Below are 23,292 nucleotides of genomic sequence, written 5' to 3'. Positions count from 1 at the left end.
CGTGTCACGTACGGTTCTGATCACCGCCTGGCTCGGGCGGCCGGCCACCACACGGCAGGGAAACCTGGCGCCAGCGGCCGCCGCTGCCGGGGCAGTTCGCCGGGACACCGGATCGGACATCATGGCTCCAGCCGTCGACGAGGCCGGCGCCAGGCTTTCGGAACACCCCCGGCGGGCGCCCGCCGGGCCCGGAGTGAGGAGTCGTCGATGCAGCAGAGTGAATCGTCCCTGCCCGGCAGGACGGACGACGTCCGCGCGGTCGCCCGCGTCCTGGGGGAGACCGGCACCGCACGGACCATGCTGGTCACCGGCGCGGCGGGGGTGGGCAAGACCACCGTCGTGGAGTGCGGGCGGCTGGTGGCGGTGCGCGGCGGCGCGAAGGTGCTGCGGCTGGGCCTGGCGTCGGCCGAGGGGGAACCGGGCACCGCCGCACTCGTCGACGCGGTCTGCCGGCTGCTGGCCAGGGTCAACGACGGCCGCTTGCCGAAGCGCGTCACCGAGATCCGGCGGGTGGAGCTGCGGACCGGCGCCCGCGACGGCGGGCTCACCCTGCTGTCCACGATCGGTGAGGTCCTTGCCGACGCGGCGGCACACGTCCCGTTCGGCATGGTGGTGGACGCGGTGGACACCGTGCCGCCGCCCACCGCCGCAGCCCTGGAGCTGCTGCTGCGCGTCTTCCGGCCGGCCGGCCTCCCCGTGGTGCTCGCGTCGCGGCCGGCCCCCCCGGCAGCCGGTGGCCGGCACCTGACGCTCGCCGCCGACGAGGTGCTCACGCTGGGCCCGCTGACCCCGGACGGTGTGCGCGAACTGCTCGCCCGCCGCCTCGGCCACCCGGTCGAGCCCGAGCTGGTGGCGGCGGTGACGCACTCCCTCGGGCCTCTGGCCGGCAACCCCGCCGGCCTGCTCTCGGTGCTCTCCGCCATCGAAGGCGACGGTGCGCTGGTCGAACTGGACGGCCGGATGTCCCTGAGCGAACCGGCGGACGGTCTGCGGTTCGCCGGAGCGGCGCCGGAACTGTCCGGCCTGGGATGGCCGGACCTCCCGCCGGACCCCGGGCGCGTCCGGATCGCCGCCGCCCTGGCCCACCTGGTCGCGACGGCCGAGCTGCGCCTGGAGGACCTGTACCGGATGACGGTGCCGGTCCGGGGGGCCGAGCACGAAGCCGCGCGGGCCGTGGACCAGTTGCTCACCGAGGGCGTGCTGACCACCGACCACGAGGGCCGAGTGGCGTTCGCCGTGCCGGCCCTGGCAGCGGCGCTGCGGACGCTCCCCGTCACCTGCGACCTGCGGGAGCTGCACGGCGGCATCGTCTCCTCGGTGCTCGACCGGCTCGACCCGGGCTCCGCGGGCACCGGCCGCCCCGGGCTGGCCGGTCACGCGGTCGCCGTCGGGGCCGGGTTGGACGACGCGGTCGCGGTGCCGCTGCTGCTGGCGGCTGCCCGCAGGTACGCACGGTTCGCCCCGCCCCGGGCGGTCGGTGTCTACGGGGCGGCGCTGGAGCGGATGCGGCCGGGCCCGGAGGCGGCCGGTGTGCTGCGCCAGGCGCTGGAACTGGGCCTGCGCCACGCCGACCACGCCGGGTCGCTGGCGCTGGCGGGCCGGTTGGCCGACTGCCTGGCCGCCGTGCCCCCGGAGGCCGCCGGACCGGACCTGCTCTTCAGCGCCCGCGCCTGGTGCATGGCGGCGCTGCACGAGCACAGCGCCCGCTGGAGCGCGGGGGAGGACGACCGGTGCCGGGCCGCGGTGGGGCGGATACCGGAGGCGGCCGGTCTGGCGGCGTTGGGCGGGTGGTACGGCATCGGCCCGCTGACCCCGGTGGCCGGTGCCGTCGAGCCGCGGACGGACGGGCCTCCCCGCGGCCCGCTGCCCACGCCGGCGGAGACCCGGCTGCTGGCCGCGGCGGTGGGCGGCCGGGCCGGCGGCGGGCCGGCCCGGCGGGCCCTGCCGGTGCCGGTCGAAGGGGCGGCGTGGGACCGGCTGCGCGGCGCCGCCGCCTACGGTGACCTGGCCGGCGCCCTGGAGGTGGTGCTGGCCGACCGGTACCCGAAGGTCGGTGACAGCACCGCCGTGCGCTACCACGCGGTGGTCCGCGACTACCTCGCGGGCAGATGGGACGAGGCGCTGTCGGGCATCCGCAGGATAGAGCTGCGCGGGCGCTCCCGCGGCCCCTCCGGCGCCGCCCAGCTCGCCCGGGCGCTGGCCGGGGAGATCCACTGGATGCGTGGGGACACCGACGCGGCCCGTACCTGGCTGGAGTTGATACCCGAGGCCGTCGCCCACCCCCTGGTCGGACGGGCCTGGCTGGGGGTGCGCCAGGCGACGGCCGGAAGTGACGAGGCGTTCGAGCGGGCGTGGCAGGACGTCGGGCGGGCGAGGGCGAGGAGCGTGCTCGCCGGTCTGGACCGGCTGCTGCTGCGGCTGATCTCCTTCGCCTCGCGCGAGGAGCGGGAGGACGACTGCGAGCGGGCGCTGGCGGAGCTGGAGTCGCTGCACGCCGAGGTGGACTCCCCGATGACGCTGGAGTCGGTGCTGCTCGGGAGGGCGTTGGCCCACCGCGACGCCGGCAGCGTGCGGAGCGCCTTCCCGCTGGTGCGGCAGCGCGGGGACCGGCCGTTGGCGCTGCTGGCCCGCGAGTGCCTGGTCGTGGTCGGCGACGATCCCCAGACCTGGCTGGACGAGGCGGTGCGGGAGGCCCAGGCGCTCGGGGCCACGACGTATCTGCGCACGATGCTGGCCGTCCGGGCGCGGCAGGGCGGTCTGAAGCTGAGCATGCCCCGGCGGCGCGCCCGGCCGGCCCGGCTCACCGAGGACGACGTCCGGCTGATCGACCTGGTGAGCGACGGCGAGACCAACCGGCGGATAGCCGCCCGCATGGCGTGCAGCGAGAAGACCGTGGAGCAGCGGCTGACCCGGCTCTTCCAGCGCACCGGGTGCCGCTCCCGCGCGGAGTTGGCCGCCTTCCGGCTCGACGGGAGCCTGGCCCGGTCCGGCCTGCTGCCGGACGTCCCGGCGCGGGCGGCGGACGTCGGTCCGGTGGTGCCGCTCGGGGACGGGGGACCGCTGGGGTGAGGGGACCTGGCGCGGCGACGTGTGCGCTCGGGTGACGGGTACGGCGGCGCGGCCCGCCCGGCCCGCGCCCCCGCGGGCCGGGCGGCCGCCCGTACGGGCCGGCGGCCCCTGTGCCTCGGGCCCGCGGCTGCGTCGGCTCCGGGTGCGGGGCGTGGGCCTGTGCCCTTCGGGACGGCCGCAAGGCCCGGGCCTGCGGCCCTCCTGACGGGGCCGGGCCGGCGGTCGCGGAGTGGGGCCGCCGCGCCGACCCCGGTGCCGGGCCTCCGCCGCGGCCCCGGTGGTGGGCTTCCGCTGCGGTCCCGGCCGCAGCGGGGCGTGGCGTGCGGTGCCGGGGAGGTCAGGAAGCCGACCAGGACCAGTCCGTGTCGGCCGGTCCGCAGGGCCGCAGCGCGAGCTGGACGTCGACGCCGGAACCGGGCCCGCCGGCGACCCCCAGGCACCGGCCGCCGCTCTTGGTGTTGCGGAGCTGGTAGTGGTTGTCGTGCCCCGGCGCGAGGTACCAGGACTGGTTGTCCCGGGCACTGCCATCGCAGGTGAACTCGGTGATCTTCGTGCCGGCCGGGTGCCCGCCGTAGGCCGGCAGGTCCATGCACAGGCCGTCCTTGGCGTTGCGGATCACGAAGAGCCGTGCCTGGCCCGGGCCCTTGCCGTCGACCGGCTGGAGGTTCCACATCTGGTTGTCGCTGTCGCCGGCCCGGCAGTGGAACTGGCTGACGGGACCGTTGATCTTCCCGTTGCCGTAGTCCGGCAGGTCGGCGCAGAGGTTGGTGGCCCGGTCGTGGAGGAGTACCTGCCAGGCGCCCCCGAACATCCGGGCCGCCGGGGCCGCCAGCGTCCCACTCGACTTCTTGCTCTTCGTCGAGGAGTGCTTGGGCGCGGAGGCGCCGTGGGTGGCGGGGTGGCCGGTGCGGGTTGTGGGCTTGGGCGAGCTGTGCTTCGCCGAGGCGGAGGGCGAGGGCGAGTGCTTGGGCGAGGCCGAGAGGGACGGCGTCGGGCTGCCGGGGGCGGTGGGCTGCTGGACGTCGTTGACGGCTATCTCCCGGTCCGGGGCCTTCTGGTGCCCTCCCGACGCCATGAGCAGCAACGGCACCGAGAGCAGGGCGACACCGCCGACGACCGCGGCGAGGAGGTTCCGCCGGGGGTGGCGCTCCCGGCCCGCCGGTGCGACGGGACCCGTCGGCGCAGAACCCCCCGAGCCCGTGCTGACCGCGGTGCCCGCCGGCCGCAGGACGAGCGCCGAACCTGCCGCACGGGCGGCGCCGGCTGGGCCCGCACCGGCTCCCGACTCACCGGCGGCCGAGGAGCCCGTGGCGGCTCGGGAGCCGTCCGAGGCCTTGGGCGTGGCCGCAGGCGCGGGGGACTTCGAGGACGCGGTCGGCTCCTGCGGCTTCGCGGGCCTCGACGCCGCGTCCCGCGTTCCTCGCGTGCCTGCGGACGGTGACGACGTGTGCGGTGGCTCGGTCGCGTCGGCGGCGTTGGCCGCGCCGGGCCCGGGGGTGGCCGCGGCAGTGGACGCGCCGGCTGCGGGCGTCGTCCGGGCTGCCGGTGCGGACGCGGGGGCCGGCGCCGGCGCCGCGGACCGGGACGGCGACGGGGACGAGGGCGCAGGTGTCGGCGCGGGCGGGTGCTCCTTCGCCTTGCCCGTCGGCTCCGGGGCGGGTGCGGCGGGTGTCGCGCCGGTGGTCGGGGGCGTCTCCCGGGCGGGCCCGGACGGTGGCGCGGGGGCCGGGGAGGCCGGCGGTGTCGCGGGCGGCGCGGCGGTGCCGGCGGCCGCCTCCGACGGGTCGCCGGTGCCCGGGTCCGCCTCGGGGCCCTGGTCCCAGAGCGCGGGGGAGTCGTCGGTGAGCGTCTGCAGGCGCGCGGCGGCCCGCATGCGGTGGACCAGGCGGCCCCGCAGCGGAGCACCGGCCTGGTTTTTCGCGCCGGGGTCCGGCGAAGGGGGGCCGGAGGGACCCGGCGCGGTCGGATCGGTGGTGGGCGCCGGGGATTCCGCGCCCCCCGCGTCGTGGGGCTCCCGCCGCGAGGAGCGTGACGAAGGCGTGGCCACGGCGTGCCTCCTTGACCAAGTGGCTGGGTCGGATGGGGGGCCGGCGGTGGCCGGCCTCGCCTGTCCGGGATGCTAGTGGCTCGCCCGGAGGGCCGGGAGCCACCCTCCCCGCGGGGCCCGGCGGTTGGCGCGGACGTACATGGGTGCACGTACAAACGGGCAGTGCCCCGCGGGCCGGCCCGCCGACCGCCGGTGCCGCCGACCTGCCGCGTCGGAGCTGATCAGCGGGGCCCGTCGTGCGGCGCCCCTCTCCCGGCGGCCGGTCCGCCTCCGCCCCCCGGGGCCCACCGTCCGGAATGCGGGGAACGTAGCCTCCTGAGTGCTGCCCCGTCATCCCTGGTGAACGGCGAGCGGCGTCCGGTGCGGTGCACCGCACGGCGGAAAGCCCTCCGCGTACCCGGAGGTACGCGGGTGGTGTGACCACGCGGCGCGGAGCCGTGCCGGACGTCGGGCGCCCGCCGGGAGCCGAGGGACAGCCTTGGCTGTGGCACCCGTGGCGCGGGTGAGGACAGGGGCCGCTGAGAGCACCGGTTCCGGGCTCGCGCGGCGGGCCACCGAGCGGCCGGGCCCGTCGACGGCGGTCCAACAGGCGCACTCTGCTGGAGGAGACATGGGCGAGCGAAGCGGTCCGGCCGCACACGACTTCGCCGCGGCGCCGTCGCACGCGAGTCCGGCGCCCGGCGGCGACCGCGGTCCGGCGAACCTGCCCGGACGTGAGGGGCTGCTGGCCCGAGCCCGTCAGCGGCTGCTCGACTCCGGCGGGTCGCACCTGCTGGTCGTCGAGGGGGAGCGCGGCGCCGGCCGTTCCACCTTCCTGCACGCGCTCGCCGCCGCGGCGCGTGCGGAGCGGCGCGGGGTGGCGTTCCTGGTCTGCGGGCCCGAGGACGGCGGGCGTCCCCTCCTGCTGGCGCTGCGGCTGGTCAAGGCGCTCGAACAGCACCGGCAGGCCTCCGTGGGGACCCGGCGGACCGGGAGCGTGGCGGCGGAGGCGCTGGCCGCCGTCGAACGCGGGGACGCGGCCGCCGTGGTCCAGGCACTGGTGCCGGCCCTGGCGCAGTCCGCCCCGGTGACCCTGGTGGTCGACGACGCGCACCACGCCGACCCGCAGTCGCTGGACCTGCTCGGCGGCGTCGACCTGGAGCGGGTCGCCCCCGACGTACGGCTGGTCGTCTCGGCGGTCCGGCACAGCGGGAGGGGTGCGCACGGGCCCGGGGACGGGGTGGGGCGCCTGGCGGAGCGCCGCGGAGCGCACCGCACCGTCCTGCCGCGTCTGGCACCGGCGGAGGTCGCCGCGCTGGTTGACCGGCGGTTGCAGGCGGTCGCCGACCCCGAACTGGTGCGGCAGACCCACCACTGGAGCGCGGGAGTGCCCGCCGCGGTGAACGTCCTGCTCGCCGCGTGGTCCCGGGACGGCGCGTTCCGGACGATCGACGGCCGCGTCCTGCTGCGTGCGGGGACACCGCCGCCGGTGCTGCCGGACGAGGACCGGTTCGTCGCGGCCCTGCGCGCGCTGGGGGAGCCGAGCCGCACGGTGGCGGCGGCGCTGAGCGTCCTGTGGCCGCTGGGCCGGGCGGCCGAGGAACACGCCGCCGGGGCGACCGGGCTGTCGGCGGCACGCGTGGCCGAGGGGCTGCGCACCCTGACCGCCGCGGGCATCGTCGTGGAACTGCCCGGGCCGGCGGACGAGCCGCCCCGCGGCTGGGCGTTCACCCTGCCGCTGCTGGAGCACACCGTCCGCCGCCGGCTGGGGCCCCTGGAACGCAACCGGCTCTCGGTCGCGGCGGTCGCGGCGGTGCGCCGGGCGGCGGACGACCGGCGGCCCGGTGCGCGGGAGGCGGCGGGGAAGCTGCTGGCCGAGGCCGACGCGGACGTCTACCTGCCCGACCGGCTGACCGAGGTCGACTCCTGCCCGGACCGGCGGCGGGACATCACGGAGCTGGTGGCGGCGGCCGAGCGGCTGCACCCCGACCCGGACCGGCGCGGGATGCTGCGGTGGCTGCGGACCGCCGTCCGGTTCGCCGAAGCCCCCGAGCTGCGCGAGGACCTGACGCGGCGGTACGTGGGCATGGCGTACACCGCGGGCGAGTACGAGGCCGTCCGGCCCGCCGCCACCTCGGTCCTGCGCGACCCGGCCGGCTTCGACCCCGTGGCGCTCCAGGAGACCGCCGCGATGCTGGTGGGCTCGGTGGCGGCCGCCGGGGACCGGATGTGGCTGGACCGGCTCAGCTCCGGCCACTGGTGGCAGACGCTGGAACTGCCGGCCGCGGTGGAGGTGACCGGGCGGGCCCTGGCGCTGTGCGGGCAGGGCCGGTGGCAGCAGGCGCTCGCGCTGCTCACCGACCGGAGGTGGGAGGCGGACGACGGCGGGGCCACCCGGGAGCTCCCCGCCCTCTTCCGCGCGGTGGCCGAGTACGTCTGCGGTGAGCCGGAGCGCTTCCTGCAGTCGCTGACCCTGCCGGACGTGGGCGGGCTCTCCCCCCACGGCCGGCGCGCGGCGACCGTGATGCAGGTGCACCACCTCCTCGGCGCCGGCGAACTCACGGAGGCGGAGACGGTCCTGGCCCACCGGGGCTTGGCCCAGTGGCCTCTCCCGCCGTACACCCTGTTCCTCCGGCGCCACCTGGAGGGCCGGTGGGACGAGGCGCTGGCGGTGGCGCGCCGGCTCCTGGTGACCGGTCAGGCCGGCCCGCCCGCCCCCGGTCACCACCTGCTGCCCGGGCGGACCGCGGGCATCCTGCTGGCCCGGGGCCGCACCCGGAGCGCCCAGCGCCTCCTGGAGGCCGCGCGCGGGCAGGTGACGGGCCCCGCGGAGTCCCTGCTGGACCGGGCCGAGGCGGAACTGACGGCGACGCTCGGTGACCTCTTCGGTGCCGAGCAGACGCTGCGGCGGGGGCTGAAGACCGCGGAGGCGGGCGGATACGTCTACGGCACCGACGAGTTGTGGGCCGGCCTGGCCGAGCTGTGCCTGGCCACCGACCGGGCCCCCGCGGCGGCGGAGTGCGTGCGGATGCTGGAGCGGACGGCCGGGCAGCAGCCCGGGAGCCGCGCGCGCCTGCTGTACCTGCGCGTCGCCGCCCGGCTCCCCGGGCAGGAGGCGACCGCGGCGCGGGGCCTGCTGCGGGAGGCGGTGAACCTGGCCCGGTTCCGCAACCAGCCGTTCGAGACCGCGGTGACGCTGTTGACCGCCGCGCCGGCGGTCGAGGAACCGGCGCCGCTGCTGTACGAGGCCTACGACCTGTTCGGCGACGTCGGCGCGGCGCTGTGGCGGTTCCGGACCCGGGCCGCCATCCGGGAGAGCGGGAATCCGGTGCCCGGACGCAGGCAGGCCACCGTGGAGAACGAACAGCTGCTGGCTGTGCTGGTCGCCGAGGGGCTGCCCAACCGGCGGATCTCCGGCGTGCTGGGGATCAGTGAGGACGCGGTGGCCAACCGGCTGACGCGGCTCTTCGCCCGGGCCGGTGTGCGGTCCCGCGCGGAGGTCGTGGCCGCCGTGCGAACCGGGCACCTCCTGGGCGCCCTGGAGGAGTGAACGGGCAGCCGCAGGACCGTCCGGGCCGCAACCGCACGGCGGGGGAACCCGCGTGCGGCGGGTGCCGCAAGCACCCCGCCCGGGGCCGCGCCGGGCCGCGCCGACCGGCCTCCCGGTATCCCTCCGGCCCAGTTCACAGGCGTGCCCCGGAGTCCCCGTGGGCTTCGCGGGCGCGGTGGCGGACGGCGCGGTGGCGCTCGGCGGCGCACCCGGAGCGGCCGCCTTAATTCGCAGGTGCGTGCTACCCGCCAGGTTTCCCCATGGGTTGGCCGGCGGGACCGCTACAGGCGCTATGTCGCCTTCCGCCCGTGGCACGATCGCCCCGTTCGGTCCTCCGCACACCGCAACTCCCAGGAGAGTGCGCATGCCGCAACAGACGCTCATCGACACCGTGCGCGTGGCGATACACGCCCCCGAAGGCCTCGTCCGGGCCGGCCTGGTCAGCTACCTCCAGCACGGCCGCGAACTGACCGAGGTGCCCGTCGGCGAAGTACGCGACGGCGACGTCGTGGTGGTGGCCGCCGACGTCGCGGACGCCTCCGTGCTGGAGACCCTGCGCGGGCTCAGCGGCGACGCCGACGTCCTCTTCGTCCTCGTGGTGGCCAGAGGGGGCTGGCGCGCGGAGACCTCCTCGGCCGTCGACCGCGGGGTGCGCGCGGTGCTGTGGCGCGACTCCTTCACCCCCGAGGACTTCACCCGGACCCTGCTGACCGTCGCACGGGGCGGCGGGAGCCTCCCCGCCTCCCTCCAGGGCACGCTCATGGAGCAGGCCCAGACCATCCAGCGCGAGGTCCTGGCCCCCCGCGGCCTGGCGGCCTCCGGGATGAGCTCCCGCGAGACGGACGTGCTGCGGCTGGTCGCCGAAGGGCAGGAGCTGTCACAGATCGCCACCAAACTCTGCTACTCCGAGCGCACCATCAAGTACGTGCTCTACGGCGTGATGAAGCGCCTCCAACTGCGCAACCGCGCGCACGCCGTCTCCTACGCCATCCGCTCCGGCCTGATCTGAGGCTCCGCGCCATGGCCGGCCCCCCGGGCCGCCCCCTCCCGCAACCACCGGGTGCCCTCAAGACGTCCCAGGACACAGCCGAGCCGTCGTCGGTGAGCTGGAAGGCAGAGTTCCGCTGTCCGGACGGACAACGTTCACCCGCCGGCCCCCGTCCGCACGCCGCCCCTCCCTACTGTGGAAACGGCACCCGTGCCGCCACGCCGCGGCCGCGCCCGGGCCCACCACCATCCTGAAGGACAGACCGATGAGCACCGTGGTCGTCAAGCGCTCGCCTCGTGTCCCCGGCCCCGAGGCTCCGGAGGGACAGGTCGAGCTGGCCGAGCCCCCCGCCCTCGGCGAGCCCGCCACCGCGGACTTCACCTCGGCACTGGTCTACCTGCCGATGCTGCTGGGCGTGGGCGCCATGGCCATGATGTTCACCCTCGGCGCCAGGTCGCCCACGACCTTCCTGATGTCCGGGATGATGGGCACGGCCATGCTCAGCATGGCGCTCACCCAGATCGGCCGGCGCGGCGCGGAACGCAAGCGCAAGATGCGCGCTGAGCGCCGCGACTACCTGCGCTACCTCGAACAACTCCGCCGCCAGGTGCGCCAGGCCGCCGCCGAGCAGCGCGCCGCCGCCTACTGGAACAACCCGCGACCGCAGGACCTGTGGGCGATGGCGTCCGGGGGACGCCTGTGGGAGCGCCGGGGCGGGCACGAGGACTTCGCCGAGGTGCGCGTCGGCCTGGGCCCCCGCAGGGCGGGCCTGGCCCTGGTGCCGCCGGCCACCAAGCCGGTGGAGGACCTCGAACCGCTCTCGGCGATCTCGCTGCGGCGCTTCACCAAGGCCTACCAGAACGTCACCCACCTGCCCGTGACGGTCCCGCTGCGCCGCTTCACCAGCGTCGAACTGGCCGGTGACGGCGAGGCCGCGCTGGCACTGCTGCGCGCCCTGATCGGCCAGCTCGCCGTGGCGCACGCCCCCGACGAGATGCGCATCGCACTGCTCACCGACGCGGTGGGACGCACCGAGTGGGACTGGCTGAAGTGGCTGCCCCACAACGCCCACCCGAGCCTGGAGGACGAGGCCGGCCCGCTGCGGCTGGCCTCCGACGACCACGACGCGCTGCTGGACCTGCTCGGCTCCGAGGTGTCCGAGCGCCCCGAGCACGACCCCGGCTCACCGCCCCGCCCCGGCGAGCCCTTCGTCGTCGTGCTCGCCTACCGGGTGCACCTGCCGGAGGACTCCCGGCTGCTGACCGGCGGTATCCGCAACGTGGTGCTGCTGGACGCCACCGGCGCCATGACCGGCGGCCCCGACGTGCTGCGGCTGACCGTGCGCGACGGCGAGGTGGAGTACTCCTCGGGCGACGCCCTCGTCACCGCGCGCGCCGACGAGCTGAGCCCCTCGGCCGCCGAGGACCTGGCCCGCGTCCTGGCGCCGATGCGCACCGGGGGCGGCGCCGTCGAACTCCTCGAACAGCCGCTGGAGACCGACTTCGACCTCGCCGCCCTGCTCGGCATCCGCGACCCGCGGACCTTCGACGTGGCCTCCCTGTGGCGCACCCGCACGGCCCAGAGCTCGCGCCTGCGGGTGCCGATCGGCATCACCGAGGAGAACGAGGTCCTGGAGCTGGACATCAAGGAGTCCGCCCAGTCCGGCATGGGGCCGCACGGCCTGCTGATCGGTGCGACCGGCTCCGGCAAGAGCGAACTGGTGCGCACCCTGGTCATCGGGCTCGCGGCGACGCACTCCTCGGACGTCCTCAACTTCGTGCTGGTGGACTTCAAGGGCGGCGCGACCTTCCTGAACATGGACCGGCTGCCGCACACCTCGGCCGTCATCACCAACCTGGCCGACGAACTGCACCTGGTGGACCGCATGCGCGACTCGCTCCAGGGCGAGATGATGCGGCGCCAGGAGCTGCTGCGGGAGAGCGGCCACTCCTCGCTGTACGACTACGAGAAGGCCCGGCTCGGCGGGGCACCGCTCACCCCGCTGCCCTCGCTGGTCATCGTCGTGGACGAGTTCTCCGAACTGCTAGCCAACAAGCCGGAGTTCGTCGAGCTCTTCGTCTCCATCGGAAGGCTCGGCCGTTCACTGGGCGTGCACCTGCTGCTGGCCTCCCAGCGTCTGGACGAGGGCCGCATCCACCGCGTCGAGGGCCACCTGTCGTACCGGATCGCGCTGCGCACCTTCTCCTCCATGGAGTCCCGCAGCGTCATCGGTGTCGGCTCGGCCTACGAGCTGCCGTCCGCGCCGGGCAACGGCTACCTGAAGGTCGACACCACCAACCTGGCCCGCTTCAAGGCCGCCTACGTCTCGGGCGCCGCGCCGGCCTCCCCCACCGCCTCCCGCCCGGCCGAGCTGCCCGGCGCCGCCCAGGAGATCGTCGCCTTCGGCATGGAGCAGCGCGTCCCGCTGCCGCAGGAGGAGGTGGCGGAGGCCGAGGAGCACCCGGCGCAGGCCTCCTCCACGGAGCCGGCCTCCGACGACGAGGAGAGCCTGCTGGACGTCCTGGTGGACCGGCTGGAGGGCGCCGGCCCGCCGGCCCGCCAGGTGTGGCTGCCCCCGCTGGACTTCTCGCCCAGCCTGGACCAGCTCCTGCCCGGCATCGTCCCCGACCCGGAGCGCGGCATGAGCGCCGCCGACTATCCGGCGCTCGGACAGCTCCGGGTGCCGCTCGGCATGGTCGACCGGCCCTACGAGCAGCTGCGCGAACTGCTGGTCGCCGACCTGTCGGGCCCCGACGGGCACCTGGCGATCGCCGGTGCTCCGCAGAGCGGCAAGTCCACGGCGCTGCGCACCCTGATGCTCTCCCTCGCCCTCACCCACACCCCGCGCGAGGTGCAGTTCTACTGCCTCGACTTCGGCGGCGGCGGCCTGCAGTCCACCGCCGGCCTGCCGCACGTCGGATCGATCGCCACCCGCATGGAACGGGACCGGGTGACCCGCACCGTGGAGGAGCTCACCCAGCTCCTGGAGGTCCGCGAGCGGCGGTTCACCGAGAGCGGCCTGGAGTCGATGACGGCCTACCGCCAGATGCGGGACAGCGGGCAGATCGACGACCCGTACGGCGACGTCTTCCTCGTCATCGACAACTGGTCCACCCTCAAGCGGGACTTCGAGGAGCTGGAGGTCCGCATCACCGACCTGGCGGCCCGGGGCCTGTCCTTCGGCCTGCACGTGGTGGCCTCCGCGGTGCGCTGGTCGGAGATCCGGCCCCGCGCCCGCGACCTGTTCGGCACCAAGCTCGAACTCCGGCTCGGGGACACCGTGGAGTCCGAACTCGGCTCCAAGCTGGCCGCCAGCGTGCCCCAGCAGCCCGGCCGCGGCCTGACGAAGTCCAAGTTCCACTTCCTGGCCGCGCTGCCCCGCCTGGACAGCTCCTCCGCCACCGAGGACCTCACCGCGGCGACCAGGTCGGCCGTCGCCGAGATCGACACGTTCTGGACCGGACGGCAGGCCCCCGGCGTGCGGCTGCTGCCGGCCAAGCTGCCGCTGGACAAGCTGCCGGCGCCCGAGGGCGACCTGCGGGTCGCGATGGGCTGGGACGAGCAGCGGCTCGCCCCGGTCTGGCACGACTTCGGCGTCGTGCCGCACCTGATGGTCTTCGGTGACGCGGAGACCGGCAAGACCAACGTCCTGCGCCTGGCCATCGACGCCATCCTCCGCCGCTACCAGCCGGACGAGGCCCGCATCCTGCTCGCCGACACCCGGCGCGACCTGCTCTCCCTCGTGCCCGAGGAGTACCGGGTGGGGTTCGCGGTGGACGGCGAGAGCCTCACCCAGCTCGCCGGAGCCGCCGCGGTCTCGGTCGGCAAGCGCGTCCCCGGACCCGACATCGCCCCCGAGCGCCTGCCCCGGCGCGACTGGTGGACCGGGCCGAGGCTGTTCATGCTCATCGACGACTACGACCTCTACGGCGGTGCGCCCGGCAGTGGTTCGCCGCTCAACCCGCTGGCCCCGATGCTCGCCCACTCCGTGAACATCGGCCTCCACCTGGTGATCTCGCGGTCCACCTCCGGCGCCACCCGCGCCATGATGGACCCGGTGCTGCGCCGGATCTGGGAACTGGGCAACCCGGCCCTGCTGCACTCCTACCCCAAGGAGGAAGGCAAGTTCATCGGTGAGGCCAGGCCGCGGACCCTTCCCCCGGGCCGTGCGCAGCTCGTCACCCGCCGCGGCGTGCGACTGATGCAGGTCGGTTACGCGGGGCCCTGACCTCCCGGGCCCGCCCCCGACCCCAGCCGCCGTGAACCCCTGCCTCCAGGAGCACCATGACCACCGCCATACCCGCCCCTCGCACCCCGGGAGCGGTCAGCGCCGAGGTGTGCCGGCTGACCATAGCCGGGCCGGCCGGCCGCGCCGACCTGGCCGTCCCCGTCTCCACCCCCGTCTCGACCCTGCTGCCGGTGCTGCTGCGGCGGGTGCACAGCGACCCCGGGGTGGCCCTCACCTGGACCCTGCAACGCCTGGGTGAACCACCCCTCGACCTCGACGCCACCCCGGAGAGCGCCGCCCTGCGCCACGGCGACGTCCTCTACCTGCGGCCCGCCGACGACACGATGCCGGAGCTGGAGTACGACGACGTCTCGGACGGCGTGAGCCAGGCCGTGGGCACGCACACCGACCGGTGGCGCCCGGAACTGACCCGCCTGCTCTTCCTCGGCCTGTCCTGCCTGGTGCTGGCCGCGCTGGCCGCGGCCATCCCGGTGCTCGGGCACGGGGCGCTGGTCCCCCTGCTGTACGGCCTGTCCACGCTCGTGCTCGGTGCCGGCTGCGCCCTGGACCAGCAGTGGTCGGGCGACCGCGGCATCGCGCTGGTGACCGGCGTCGGCGCGTGCGCCAACGCGGCACTGGCCGGCTGGACCTCCTTCGGCTCCGCCGCCGCCCTCTCCTCGCCGAAGGCCGGCGACATCCTGCTCGCCGGGGCCGCCGCCACCCTCGTGGCCGCTGTCGTCCTGCTGCCGATGTCCCGGATACCGATCGCGGTGACGGGCACCGTGCTCTCCGTCGCGGCCCTCGTCGCGGTCACCGCGGGTGTCAGCGTCCTGTTCGACTGGGACGCCGCACGCAGCTCGGGCACGGTGGCGGTCGTCGCGTTCTTCTTCGGCCACCTCGCGCCCCGCGCCTCGCTGCGCCTGGCCCGGCTGCGGGTGCCGCAACTCCCGCACAACGCCGCGGAACTCCAGGAGGACGTCGACCCCGTCGCCGAGGACCTGGTCAAGCGGCGGACGGCCATCGCCGACTCCTTCCTGACCGTGGTCACCAGCGCCGCCGCCGCGCTCTGCTCGGGCGCCTTCGTGTTGGTGGCGAAGGCCGACGGGTGGATCTGCTGGGTTTTCCCGCTGGTGTTCGCCACCGCCGTGCTGCTGCGCTCCAAGCACTACAACGCCATCTGGCAGCGGGTGCCGACCGTGCTGTGCGGGGTGCTCGGCCTGCTCGCCGCGGTCCTCGCCTTCGCCACGTCCTTCTCCTCCTCCGCCGGGCGCTGCGCGCTGCTGGTCGGGCTGCTGATCGGCGCGCTGCTGGTACTGGTCGGCGCGTGGCGGCTGCCCACCGCCCGCCTGCTGCCGGTGTGGGGGCGCATGGCGGACATCCTGGAGATGCTGACGGCGATCGCCCTGGTGCCGCTCCTGCTGCAACTCCTCCACGTCTACGCGCACGTGCGTGCCGCGGTCAGCTGAGGAGGACCCGTGCAAACCCGACGCGACCACCTGCAGGCCTACCAGTTCGCCACCGCGCGGCTGGCCTCCTCCCTGGTCTCCGGCGACCCCGGCAAGGGCGAGGCGCCCATGCACACCGCTGGGCTGGGCGCCATGTTCGGCGTCATGCTCGCCGGGCTGCTGGTGCTCGGCTCACTCGTCTACGGCTTCCTGTCCCCGGCCGAGGACACCTCCTGGAAGCACACCGGCGCCCTGGTCGTGCAGGAGGAGACCGGCACCCGCTACCTCTACGTCAAGGGCGAACTGCACCCGACCCTGAACTACGCTTCCGCGCTGCTGGCGGCCGGCGGCGGCAGCGGCGTCACCCAGGTCCCCCGCGCCTCCCTGTCCCACGTGCCGCGCGGCTCGACCATCGGCATCCCGGGCGCCCCCGACGACATCGCGGAGCCGGCGTCCCTGCTGGCCGGCGCCTGGACCGACTGCCTGCGGCCCGGCACGCACGCCGTCGAGCGGCTGGACTTCGCCCCGAAGAACGCCCGGCCCCTCGCGGACACCACCCGGGTACTGGTCGCGGGCCCGGACGCCGCCCGCTACGTCGTGTGGAAGGACACCAAGTACCCGGTCAAGGACCGCTCCTCGCTGCTGGCCCTCGGCCTGGACTCCGAGCGGCCGGTCCAGGCCACCCGGCAGTGGCTGGACGCGCTGCCCGACGGCGCCTCCGTCAGCCCCGCCACGATCCCCGGCGCGGGCCGGGGCGGCCGGACGGTGGCCGGCCACCACGCCACCGTGGGCAGCCTCTTCCGCACCGTCGTCGGCAGCACCAGCCACTACTACGTGCTGCGGGGCGACGGGATGGCCCCGCTCAACCAGACCGAGGCGGCGCTCCTCGCCGCCCAGCCGGGACGCGGCCAGCCGGCGACCGTGAGCCCCACCGACATCGCCGCCGTCCCCTCCTCCTCCGACTCCTCCCTGCTGCACCGCCTCCCCGACCTGCTCGCGAGCAAGGACACCACCTCCGCCGACGGCAGCGCCCTGTGCCTGCGCCGCTCGACGTCCGGGAACACGGTGCACAGCACGGTGGTGCGGGAGGGCGGCCGGGTCATGACGACCGGTGCCGCGGCGGTGGTCCCCACCGAGCACGCGGTGCTCGCCGCGCCGCCCAAGCAGCCGGGCGCCACCCGGGAGCCGGCCCCGTTCCTGATCAGCGACCAGGGCGTGAAGTACCAACTGGCCGGTGACGCCGCGCAGGCGCTCGGGTTCGGCAGCGTCACCCCCAGGACGCTGCCCGCCTCCACCCTCGACCAGATACCCGACGGCCCGCAGCTCAGCCGGACCCGGGCCGTCGCCGTGGCGGGGACCGACTGACGATGGCACGCGCCTTTGAGGAGAACCCCGCACCCCGCCGCGAGCTCAGCCACCGGCTCTCCACCCGGCTGGCGCGCGCCGCACTGCGTGCCGTCGGCCCGACGCTGGAGGCCAGGAGCATCGGCAACGCGCTCCTGGTCCACCCGCGCGGGTTCGTCGACAACCGCGCGCTGGCCTTCTCCCAGCGCCTGGCCGCCGACCCGCAGCACACCCTGGTCGTGCTGGACCTGCCGGCCCGGCCGGAGGACGACGTGTGGGAGACCGTGGCCCGCGCCCTGGACCGCGAGGGCCGCAGCTTCCGCCTCGTGCCCGGCCGCGGCACCCGGGAGGACGTCCAGCGCGCCGCCCAGTGGCTCGCCGACCGCCTGGACCGCATGGTGCTCGCCCCCGACGGGGCGCTGGTCCCCGCGGCGGGCGGAGCGCTGTTCGTACCCGCCCACCACGGGCTGGGCTGGCTGCGCTACCGGCCCCACATGCCCTCCGCCCCCGACTCGCGGCGCTTCCCCAAGCCGCAGTGGGAGTACGCCATTCCCGACCAGCCGTGGTCGACGGGCAGCGGCTCGACGGCCGAGCCGCTGCCGGGCGGGGTATGGATACGCGGCTCCTGGGAGGACGCCGCCACCCCGGACCACCGCCAGCGCCTGGTGGAACTCCTCGCCGGCGACCCGGAACTCCTCGGCGTCGCGCTCGGCACCCCCGGCTCCTCCGCCCCGCTGGCGCTGGAGGACATCGCCGCGTTCTGGGAGACCCTGCCCAGCAGCGCGCGCCACCTCGTGCGGTTCGTCTCCTACGGCCCGGTGGCCGTGCCCGAGGGCGCCCCGCTGGGGCAGGCCCTGGCCGATGTGCTCGGCGCACACGTCGCCGTCTACGCCGGCCTGCCGTCGGCCGGCGCGGAGCCCGGGTCCCGGGAGGTCCGCACCCTCCAGGCCGACGGGACACTGGGCTGGCGCCCGTACGCCGACGAGTTCGGCTACACGCCGCGCGGGCCGAACGGCGAACCGGCCGTGGCGCCGATGCCGCTGAACACCCGGACCCCGACCGGTGCCACCGCCGGCTTCGCGCCCGGCATCTACCAGCACGCGCCCGACGTGCTGCTGGAGGTCGTGCAGAGCGGACTGTGGGTCCGGCCGACGACCGAGCCGAGGGACGGCCAGGTGGTGCGCTCCGCCCCCGCCGACCCCGCGTTCCCGGCCCTCCTGTACGACCAGACCGACCCGGACCTCGCCGACCGTATGCGGACCGTGGCCTACGAGCTGCTGCCCAGGCTGGAGCCGGCGTTCCGCGACCGCACCCGGGTGCTCCCCTCCACCGAGGCGGGCCGGATGCCCGCGGGCGGCTACCCGCCGCCGGCGATCCAGGTGCTGCCGGGGACGGCGCAGCGCGCGTCCCTTTCGGCGCCCGGACGGCCCGAGGGCCGGGTCCCGCAGGAGCGGACGGGTGCTCAGGCGCCGCTGCCCGCCCCGCGGCAGCCCGCCGACTGGACCGACGAGGCGCCCGCGGCCGGCGGCGCCCCGGGCCGGCCGGCCGCCTCCGACCCGTCCCCCGCCGCGCCGCCGCTGCCGGGCCGCCTGGACGCCGGTCCGGCACAGCCCGTGCTGCCCCCGGTGCCGACCATGCGGCCGGTGGCGCCCCCGGTGCCGTCCGGTCCGCCCACCACGCCCGTCACGGGCCCGGCGACGACCGGTACGGGCCCCGCGGACCCGGTCACGCCGCTCCCCGACCCGCCCGTCCCCACGTCCCCCGGGCCCGCGACGCCCCCCGCCGCGCCGGTCCCGCCGGCGGGCCCCGGCCCGCAGTGGACGCCGCAGGAGCCGCAGGCCGCGCCGCCCGCCGGCCGGACGCCCGTCATCCCCCTCACCCCGGTCACGCCGGCGGGCCCCGTCTCGCCGTTCGACCCGCGCCCCCCGGCTCCGGCCGACCCGGCACCGGCCGACCCGGCACCGGAGGGCCCGGCGCCCGGACCCGCCGCGCCGCCGGCCGACCCGGCACCGCAGGCCGGGCCCGCGCCGCAGGCGGACCTCGACCCCGGGGCCCCGCCGACCGCGCCGGCACCCGCGGCCGACCCCGCCCCGCCGGCCGCCGCTCCGCCCGGTCTCAGCCTGCCGAGCATCCGCCTGGAGTCCTCCCCGACCCAGCCGCCGTCCCCGACCCCGCCCCCGGCCCCGCGCCGGGAGGACAGCGCACCGCAGCCGCCCACCGGCCCCGAGGCGCCCCCGGTGCCCGAGCCCTCGGCCGGCCCGGCCGCGCCGCCGGCCGAAGCGGCTGTCCCGGCGGAGGAGGCCGTCGCGCCGCCGGCGCAGCCTCCCGCCGCGGCCCCGGGCACCGTCCGGGTCCAGCCCGAGCCCTCGGCCGCCGCCGGGGTGCTGCCGCCCGCCAAGGGCGTCGACCGGGAACGGGACTGGGTGCGCCGCAGCCTCGGTGAGCGCTACGACACCGCGGCGGCCCTGGTCGCCCGGGTGCTCTCGCAGTCACCGGGGCTCGCCGGCGGACCGCGCGCCTCCGCCGGCGACGCGCTCACCGACCTGTCGGCCATGCGGCTGTACCTGACGGGTGCCACCCGGGAGATCGACGCCGCCATCCGCTCCGCCACCGCCGGGCCGCACGTCCCGCTGGCGCGCTGCGCCACCGCCGGGATGCGGCGGCTGCCGTCCTACCGGGGCGGGGCGATCCTGCGGGCCACCCTCAACGAGGAGGAGCGCGCCTGGTACCGGGAGGGCAGGCTGCTCACCGAGCACTCGTTCCTGTCCGCCCTGTCCTCGGTCCGCCGCGGGCTGCGCGGCAACACCGACCTCCTGTTCTGGTCGCTGACGGCCCGGCGCACCGGGCTGCTGGCACCGGAGGTCCCCGACCGCCTGCTGTTCACCCCCGGCACCCGGTTCAAGGTGCTGCGCTCGGTGACGGGGGAGCGCCCCGCCGTGCTGCTGCGGGAGCTGGCCTCACCCGAGGTCGACGAGGCCGGTAACCTGCGCGAGGAGCGGGGCCCACTCGACGAGATCGCCCTGACCGGACTCGACCAGCTCCACGCCCTGTGGAAGCAGGCGGAGGCCGGTGCCGAGGTCCCGGTCGGTGATCCGCTCCCCGACGAGTACGCGGACGCCTTCTGCTCCGCTCCCGGGTTGCTGCAGTCCCGCCCGGGCTGGACAGCCGGGTCGCGGCCGCCCGCTGCCCCGAACACAGGGCCGCGGAGAGGGCGGAACCAGTGAACCGGCAGGTCCTGAGGGTCTCGGCGTCCCAGAGCGGCGCCTATCGCACGGTCAGCCAGGCGCTCGCGGCGGCCGGCGAGGGCGCCCTGGTCGCCATCGCGCCGGGCACCTACACCGAGGCGCTCACCCTCAACCGGGCGGTGACGCTCTCGGCCGAGGGCGGCCCCGGCACCGTGCGGCTGGAGTCACCGGTCGGCAGCACCGTCCTGGTGGACGCCGACGCGGTGCAGCTCACCGGACTCACCCTCGGCGGCTCCGACGCGAGCGCCGCGGTGCTGGACGTACGGCGCGGCCAGGCGGCACTCGACGCCTGCACGGTCACCGGTGACCAGGCGTGGGCCGCGGTGATCTCCTGGCAGGCCGGCCAACTGGCCGCGCGTGACTGCACGGTCTCCAACCCCGGTGGCGCCGGGATCGTGGTGACCGCCGAGAGCGACAACACCGTGGAACGCACCACCGTCACCGACCTGGGCTCCTCCGCCGTCGTCGTGGCGGACAAGGGGCGCCTGACGGTGCGCGACTGCACCCTGGAGCGTGTCGGCGGCAACGGCATCTGCGTCAACGGCCAGGGCTCCGTCACCGTCGAGACCACCACCGTGGGCGGCAGCCAGAAGCCGGCCCTCGTGGTCGAGCAGCAGGCCAGGGCGGAGCTGATGCGGGTCGGCGTCACCGGGTCCGCCAACCTCGACGCCTATCTGACCAGCACCGGCCACACCACCCTCACCGACTGCACCCTGGACAGCTCGGGCGAGCAGTCGGTCCACGTCAGCGGGGGAGCGGCGCCGCTGCTGCGCGGCTGCCGGCTCACCTCGGCGAAGGCCAGCGGCCTCCAGGTCACCGGGGGCTCCTCGCCCCGGCTGGAGGACTGCGCGATCAGCGGCGCGCCCCTGGCCGTCCTGCTGGAGGAGGGCAGCACGGCGGAGTTCCACCGCCTCCGTGTCCAGGGTGCCCAGCGCGGCACGGTCCAGCTCCGCGGCGACTCCCGCGCGACCTTCCGCGACCTGTCGGTCACGGAGGACTGCGCGGGGCTGCGGCTGTCCGGTTCCTCCCACCTCGCGCTGCACCACGCCGACCTCGTGGTCGACCACGGCGTCGGCGCCGAACTGTCCGAGGGCGCCACCGCCGCCTTCGAGGACGTCCGGCTGCGGGCGGCGGGCGAGTGGGGCCTGTCGGTGTCCGGCGGGGCGCGCGCCGAGGTGGAGTCCTCCACGGTCGACGGCGCCGGGGTCCTGGTCGGGACGGACGGCGAGGTCGTGCTGCGCGGCAGCGAGCTGGCCGGCTCCTCCGGGGACGGCGCGCGGGTGCTGGGCGGCGGAAGCCTCACCGCCAGCGGCTGCCGGGTGCACGACGCCAAGGGCCACGGCGTCAACGTCCAGGCGTCCGGCCGCGCCGACATCAGCGACTGCACGATCACCCACAACACCGGCGACGGCGTCCGCAGCAACTCCGAGGAGCCCGTCACCGTCCAGCGCTGCGAGGTCGTCGACAACGGCGGCACCGGCTTCAACCGGTTGCGCGGCGACGAGGAGGAGGAGCGCCCGCGACCGCCGGCCGGCGAGCCCGCCTGGGCAGGAGCGGGTGCCGGCGGACGGGAAACGGGCACCAAGGACTCCGGCCGGCGGGAGGGCACGGCCGCCGGCAGCGGCAACGGGCCGCTGGCCGAGCTTGAGGCACTGGTCGGTCTGGACAGCGTCAAGCGCGAGGTCACCGGCCTGATCAACGTCAACAAGATGGCCCAGCGGCGCCAGGAACTCGGCCTGCCCATGCCGCCGATGAGCCGCCACCTGGTCTTCGCGGGGCCGCCCGGCACCGGCAAGACCACCGTCGCGCGGCTCTACGGCGCGGTCCTCGCCGAACTCGGCATCCTCAAGCAGGGCCACATCGTCGAGGTCTCCCGGTCCGGGCTGGTGGCGCAGATCATCGGCGGCACCGCGATCAAGACCACCGAGGTCTTCGAGAAGGCGCTCGGCGGCGTCCTGTTCATCGACGAGGCGTACACCCTCACCAACCAGTCCGGGGGCAGCGGTCCCGACTTCGGCCAGGAGGCCGTCGAGACGCTGATGAAGCTCATGGAGGACCACCGCGACGAACTCGTGGTGATCGTGGCCGGGTACTCCGAGCAGATGGGGCAGTTCCTGGAGTCCAACCCCGGCATGGCCTCCCGCTTCGCCCGCACCGTGGAGTTCCCCAACTACGAGGTCGACGAGCTCGTCACCATCGTGCAGGGGCTGTGTGCCAAGCACTACTACGAGCTGGAGGACTCCGGTCTGGAGGCCCTCACCCGGTACTTCGAGGAGATCCCGAAGGGACCCACCTTCGGCAACGGACGTGTCGCCCGCTCGATCTTCGAGACGATGATCAGCAACCAGGCGTCCCGGCTGGCCACCTCCTCCGGTGACGACGAGACGCTGAACCGGCTGGTGGCCTCGGACGTCGGCCCGCTGCCGGAGCCCGGGGCCGAGCACCAGGAGGCGGCACCGCCCCCGGAGCAGGCGCCGCCCGCCCCGGCCCCCGCGCCGCCACCCGAGCCGGAGCCCGCGCCGGCCCCCGCCCCCCGGGCGCCCGCCGAACCGCCGCCCGCCATGCGGCGGCTGGCGGGCCTGTGCGGACTGCGCGAGGTCCGCACGGCGCTGCTCAGGCGCACCAACGAGCTGGTGGCCTCGGTCCAGCGGGGGGAGACGCCCGCCCCGGCGGCCAACGTGGTGTTCGCGGGCGAGCAGGGCGCCGGGCGCCGGGCGGTGGCCACGCTGTACGCCAAGTGCCTCGCCGAGACGGGCGTGCTGCGCAACGGCGCGGTGCACCGCGCGGCGCTCTCGCAGGTGCACGCCGGGCGCCCGGAGGAGGCCCGGTCCTTCGCGGCGTGGCTCTTCGGGGAGGCGGACGGCGGGGTCCTGGACCTCGAACTCGATGCCGCCTTCGCCGCGCGGTCGGAGGCCGAGCGCGGCACGGTGTGGGAGGCCGTGGTGGGCTCCGCCGTCCGCAACCCGCAGACCGTGCTGGTGCTGCGCGGCACCCACGCCCGCCTCGGGGAGGCGCTGCGTCAACGGCCGGACGTGGCGCGCTGTTTCGCCGAGTACCTGCGTTTCCCGGAGTACACGGCGGAGGACCTCGCCGCCCTGATGTGCCGGCGGCTCGCCGCGCGCGGCCACGCCGTGGACGAGTCGACGCACACCGCGCTGAGCGGGCGCATCGCCGGCCAGATGCCCACCGACGGGGCGCGCGGCGCCCACCGCCTCGCCGACCGCATCGCGGACCGGACACGGGCCGCCGCAACCCCGCGTTCCGGGCCGGAAACGGGTCGGGCCAGGCCGGAAACGGTCGCCGCTCCGCACAGCCAGACATCGGCGCCTGTATCGGAAGGCAACAACCCCCGTGCGGCGTTCCTCGCGGGCGAGGGTGCGGCACAGAATTGAACACG

General features: G+C 76.1%; 9 protein-coding genes. 8 read left to right on the top strand and 1 reads right to left on the bottom strand.

All coding sequences use genetic code 11. From position 1 onward, the window contains the following. Nucleotides 1-207 precede the first annotated feature (207 nt). A complete protein-coding gene (locus ACFV3R_RS00530; protein WP_385573004.1) occupies nt 208-3,069 on the top strand; it encodes an AAA family ATPase in 2,862 nt (953 codons plus the stop codon). A gap of 337 nt (nt 3,070-3,406) precedes the next feature. Here ACFV3R_RS00530 and ACFV3R_RS00525 read toward each other — a convergent pair whose 3' ends face one another. After that, nucleotides 3,407-4,159 carry an RICIN domain-containing protein gene (locus tag ACFV3R_RS00525; RefSeq protein WP_385573002.1) on the bottom strand — a complete coding sequence of 251 codons (753 nt, stop codon included), beginning with the start codon at nt 4,157-4,159 and terminating at the stop codon, nt 3,407-3,409. Nucleotides 4,160-5,726: 1,567 nt separating this feature from the next. Here ACFV3R_RS00525 and ACFV3R_RS00520 point away from each other — a divergent pair. The 7 genes from ACFV3R_RS00520 to ACFV3R_RS00490 all read left to right on the top strand — a co-directional run bounded on the left by ACFV3R_RS00520 (nt 5,727) and on the right by ACFV3R_RS00490 (nt 23,287). Further along, the gene (locus tag ACFV3R_RS00520; RefSeq protein WP_385573000.1) at nt 5,727-8,645 is read left to right on the top strand and encodes an AAA family ATPase; all 2,919 of its coding nucleotides are present in this window, start codon (nt 5,727-5,729) and stop codon (nt 8,643-8,645) included. Between the two features lie 364 nt (nt 8,646-9,009). After that, the gene (locus ACFV3R_RS00515) at nt 9,010-9,654 is read left to right on the top strand and encodes a response regulator transcription factor (protein WP_385572998.1); all 645 of its coding nucleotides are present in this window, start codon (nt 9,010-9,012) and stop codon (nt 9,652-9,654) included. A 244-nt stretch (nt 9,655-9,898) separates the two neighbouring features. Next, a complete protein-coding gene (eccCa, locus tag ACFV3R_RS00510) occupies nt 9,899-13,861 on the top strand; it encodes a type VII secretion protein EccCa (RefSeq protein WP_385572996.1) in 3,963 nt (1,320 codons plus the stop codon). 56 nt (nt 13,862-13,917) lie between these two features. After that, complete coding sequence (gene eccD / locus ACFV3R_RS00505) at nt 13,918-15,327, top strand: type VII secretion integral membrane protein EccD (RefSeq protein WP_385572994.1); 1,410 nt, start codon at nt 13,918-13,920, stop codon at nt 15,325-15,327. Between the two features lie 9 nt (nt 15,328-15,336). Continuing rightward, complete coding sequence (gene eccB / locus ACFV3R_RS00500; protein ID WP_385572992.1) at nt 15,337-16,671, top strand: type VII secretion protein EccB; 1,335 nt, start codon at nt 15,337-15,339, stop codon at nt 16,669-16,671. 2 nt (nt 16,672-16,673) lie between these two features. Beyond that, nucleotides 16,674-19,874, top strand: a complete 3,201-nt coding sequence (locus tag ACFV3R_RS00495) for a hypothetical protein (protein ID WP_385572990.1) — start codon at nt 16,674-16,676, stop codon at nt 19,872-19,874. Beyond that, a complete protein-coding gene (locus ACFV3R_RS00490; RefSeq protein ID WP_385572988.1) occupies nt 19,871-23,287 on the top strand; it encodes a right-handed parallel beta-helix repeat-containing protein in 3,417 nt (1,138 codons plus the stop codon). Before ACFV3R_RS00495 ends, ACFV3R_RS00490 begins: the two co-directional genes overlap by 4 nt. Nucleotides 23,288-23,292 lie beyond the last annotated feature (5 nt).

The sequence above is a fragment of the Streptomyces sp. NPDC059740 genome (assembly GCF_042733155.1).
GTDB lineage: Bacteria > Actinomycetota > Actinomycetes > Streptomycetales > Streptomycetaceae > Streptomyces.
Note: the sequence above shows the minus strand (reverse complement) of the source record. Positions and strands in the feature narration are given on the sequence as shown.

Bases quoted from the DNA above. Each gene is read 5' to 3' on its own strand.
- ACFV3R_RS00495 (WP_385572990.1), top strand. From the start codon at position 16,674: ATGGCACGCGCCTTTGAGGAGAACCCCGCACCCCGCCGCGAGCTCAGC.
- ACFV3R_RS00530 (WP_385573004.1), top strand. From the start codon at position 208: ATGCAGCAGAGTGAATCGTCCCTGCCCGGCAGGACGGACGACGTCCGC.
- ACFV3R_RS00515 (WP_385572998.1), top strand. From the start codon at position 9,010: ATGCCGCAACAGACGCTCATCGACACCGTGCGCGTGGCGATACACGCC.
- eccD (WP_385572994.1), top strand. From the start codon at position 13,918: ATGACCACCGCCATACCCGCCCCTCGCACCCCGGGAGCGGTCAGCGCC.
- ACFV3R_RS00520 (WP_385573000.1), top strand. From the start codon at position 5,727: ATGGGCGAGCGAAGCGGTCCGGCCGCACACGACTTCGCCGCGGCGCCG.
- eccCa (WP_385572996.1), top strand. From the start codon at position 9,899: ATGAGCACCGTGGTCGTCAAGCGCTCGCCTCGTGTCCCCGGCCCCGAG.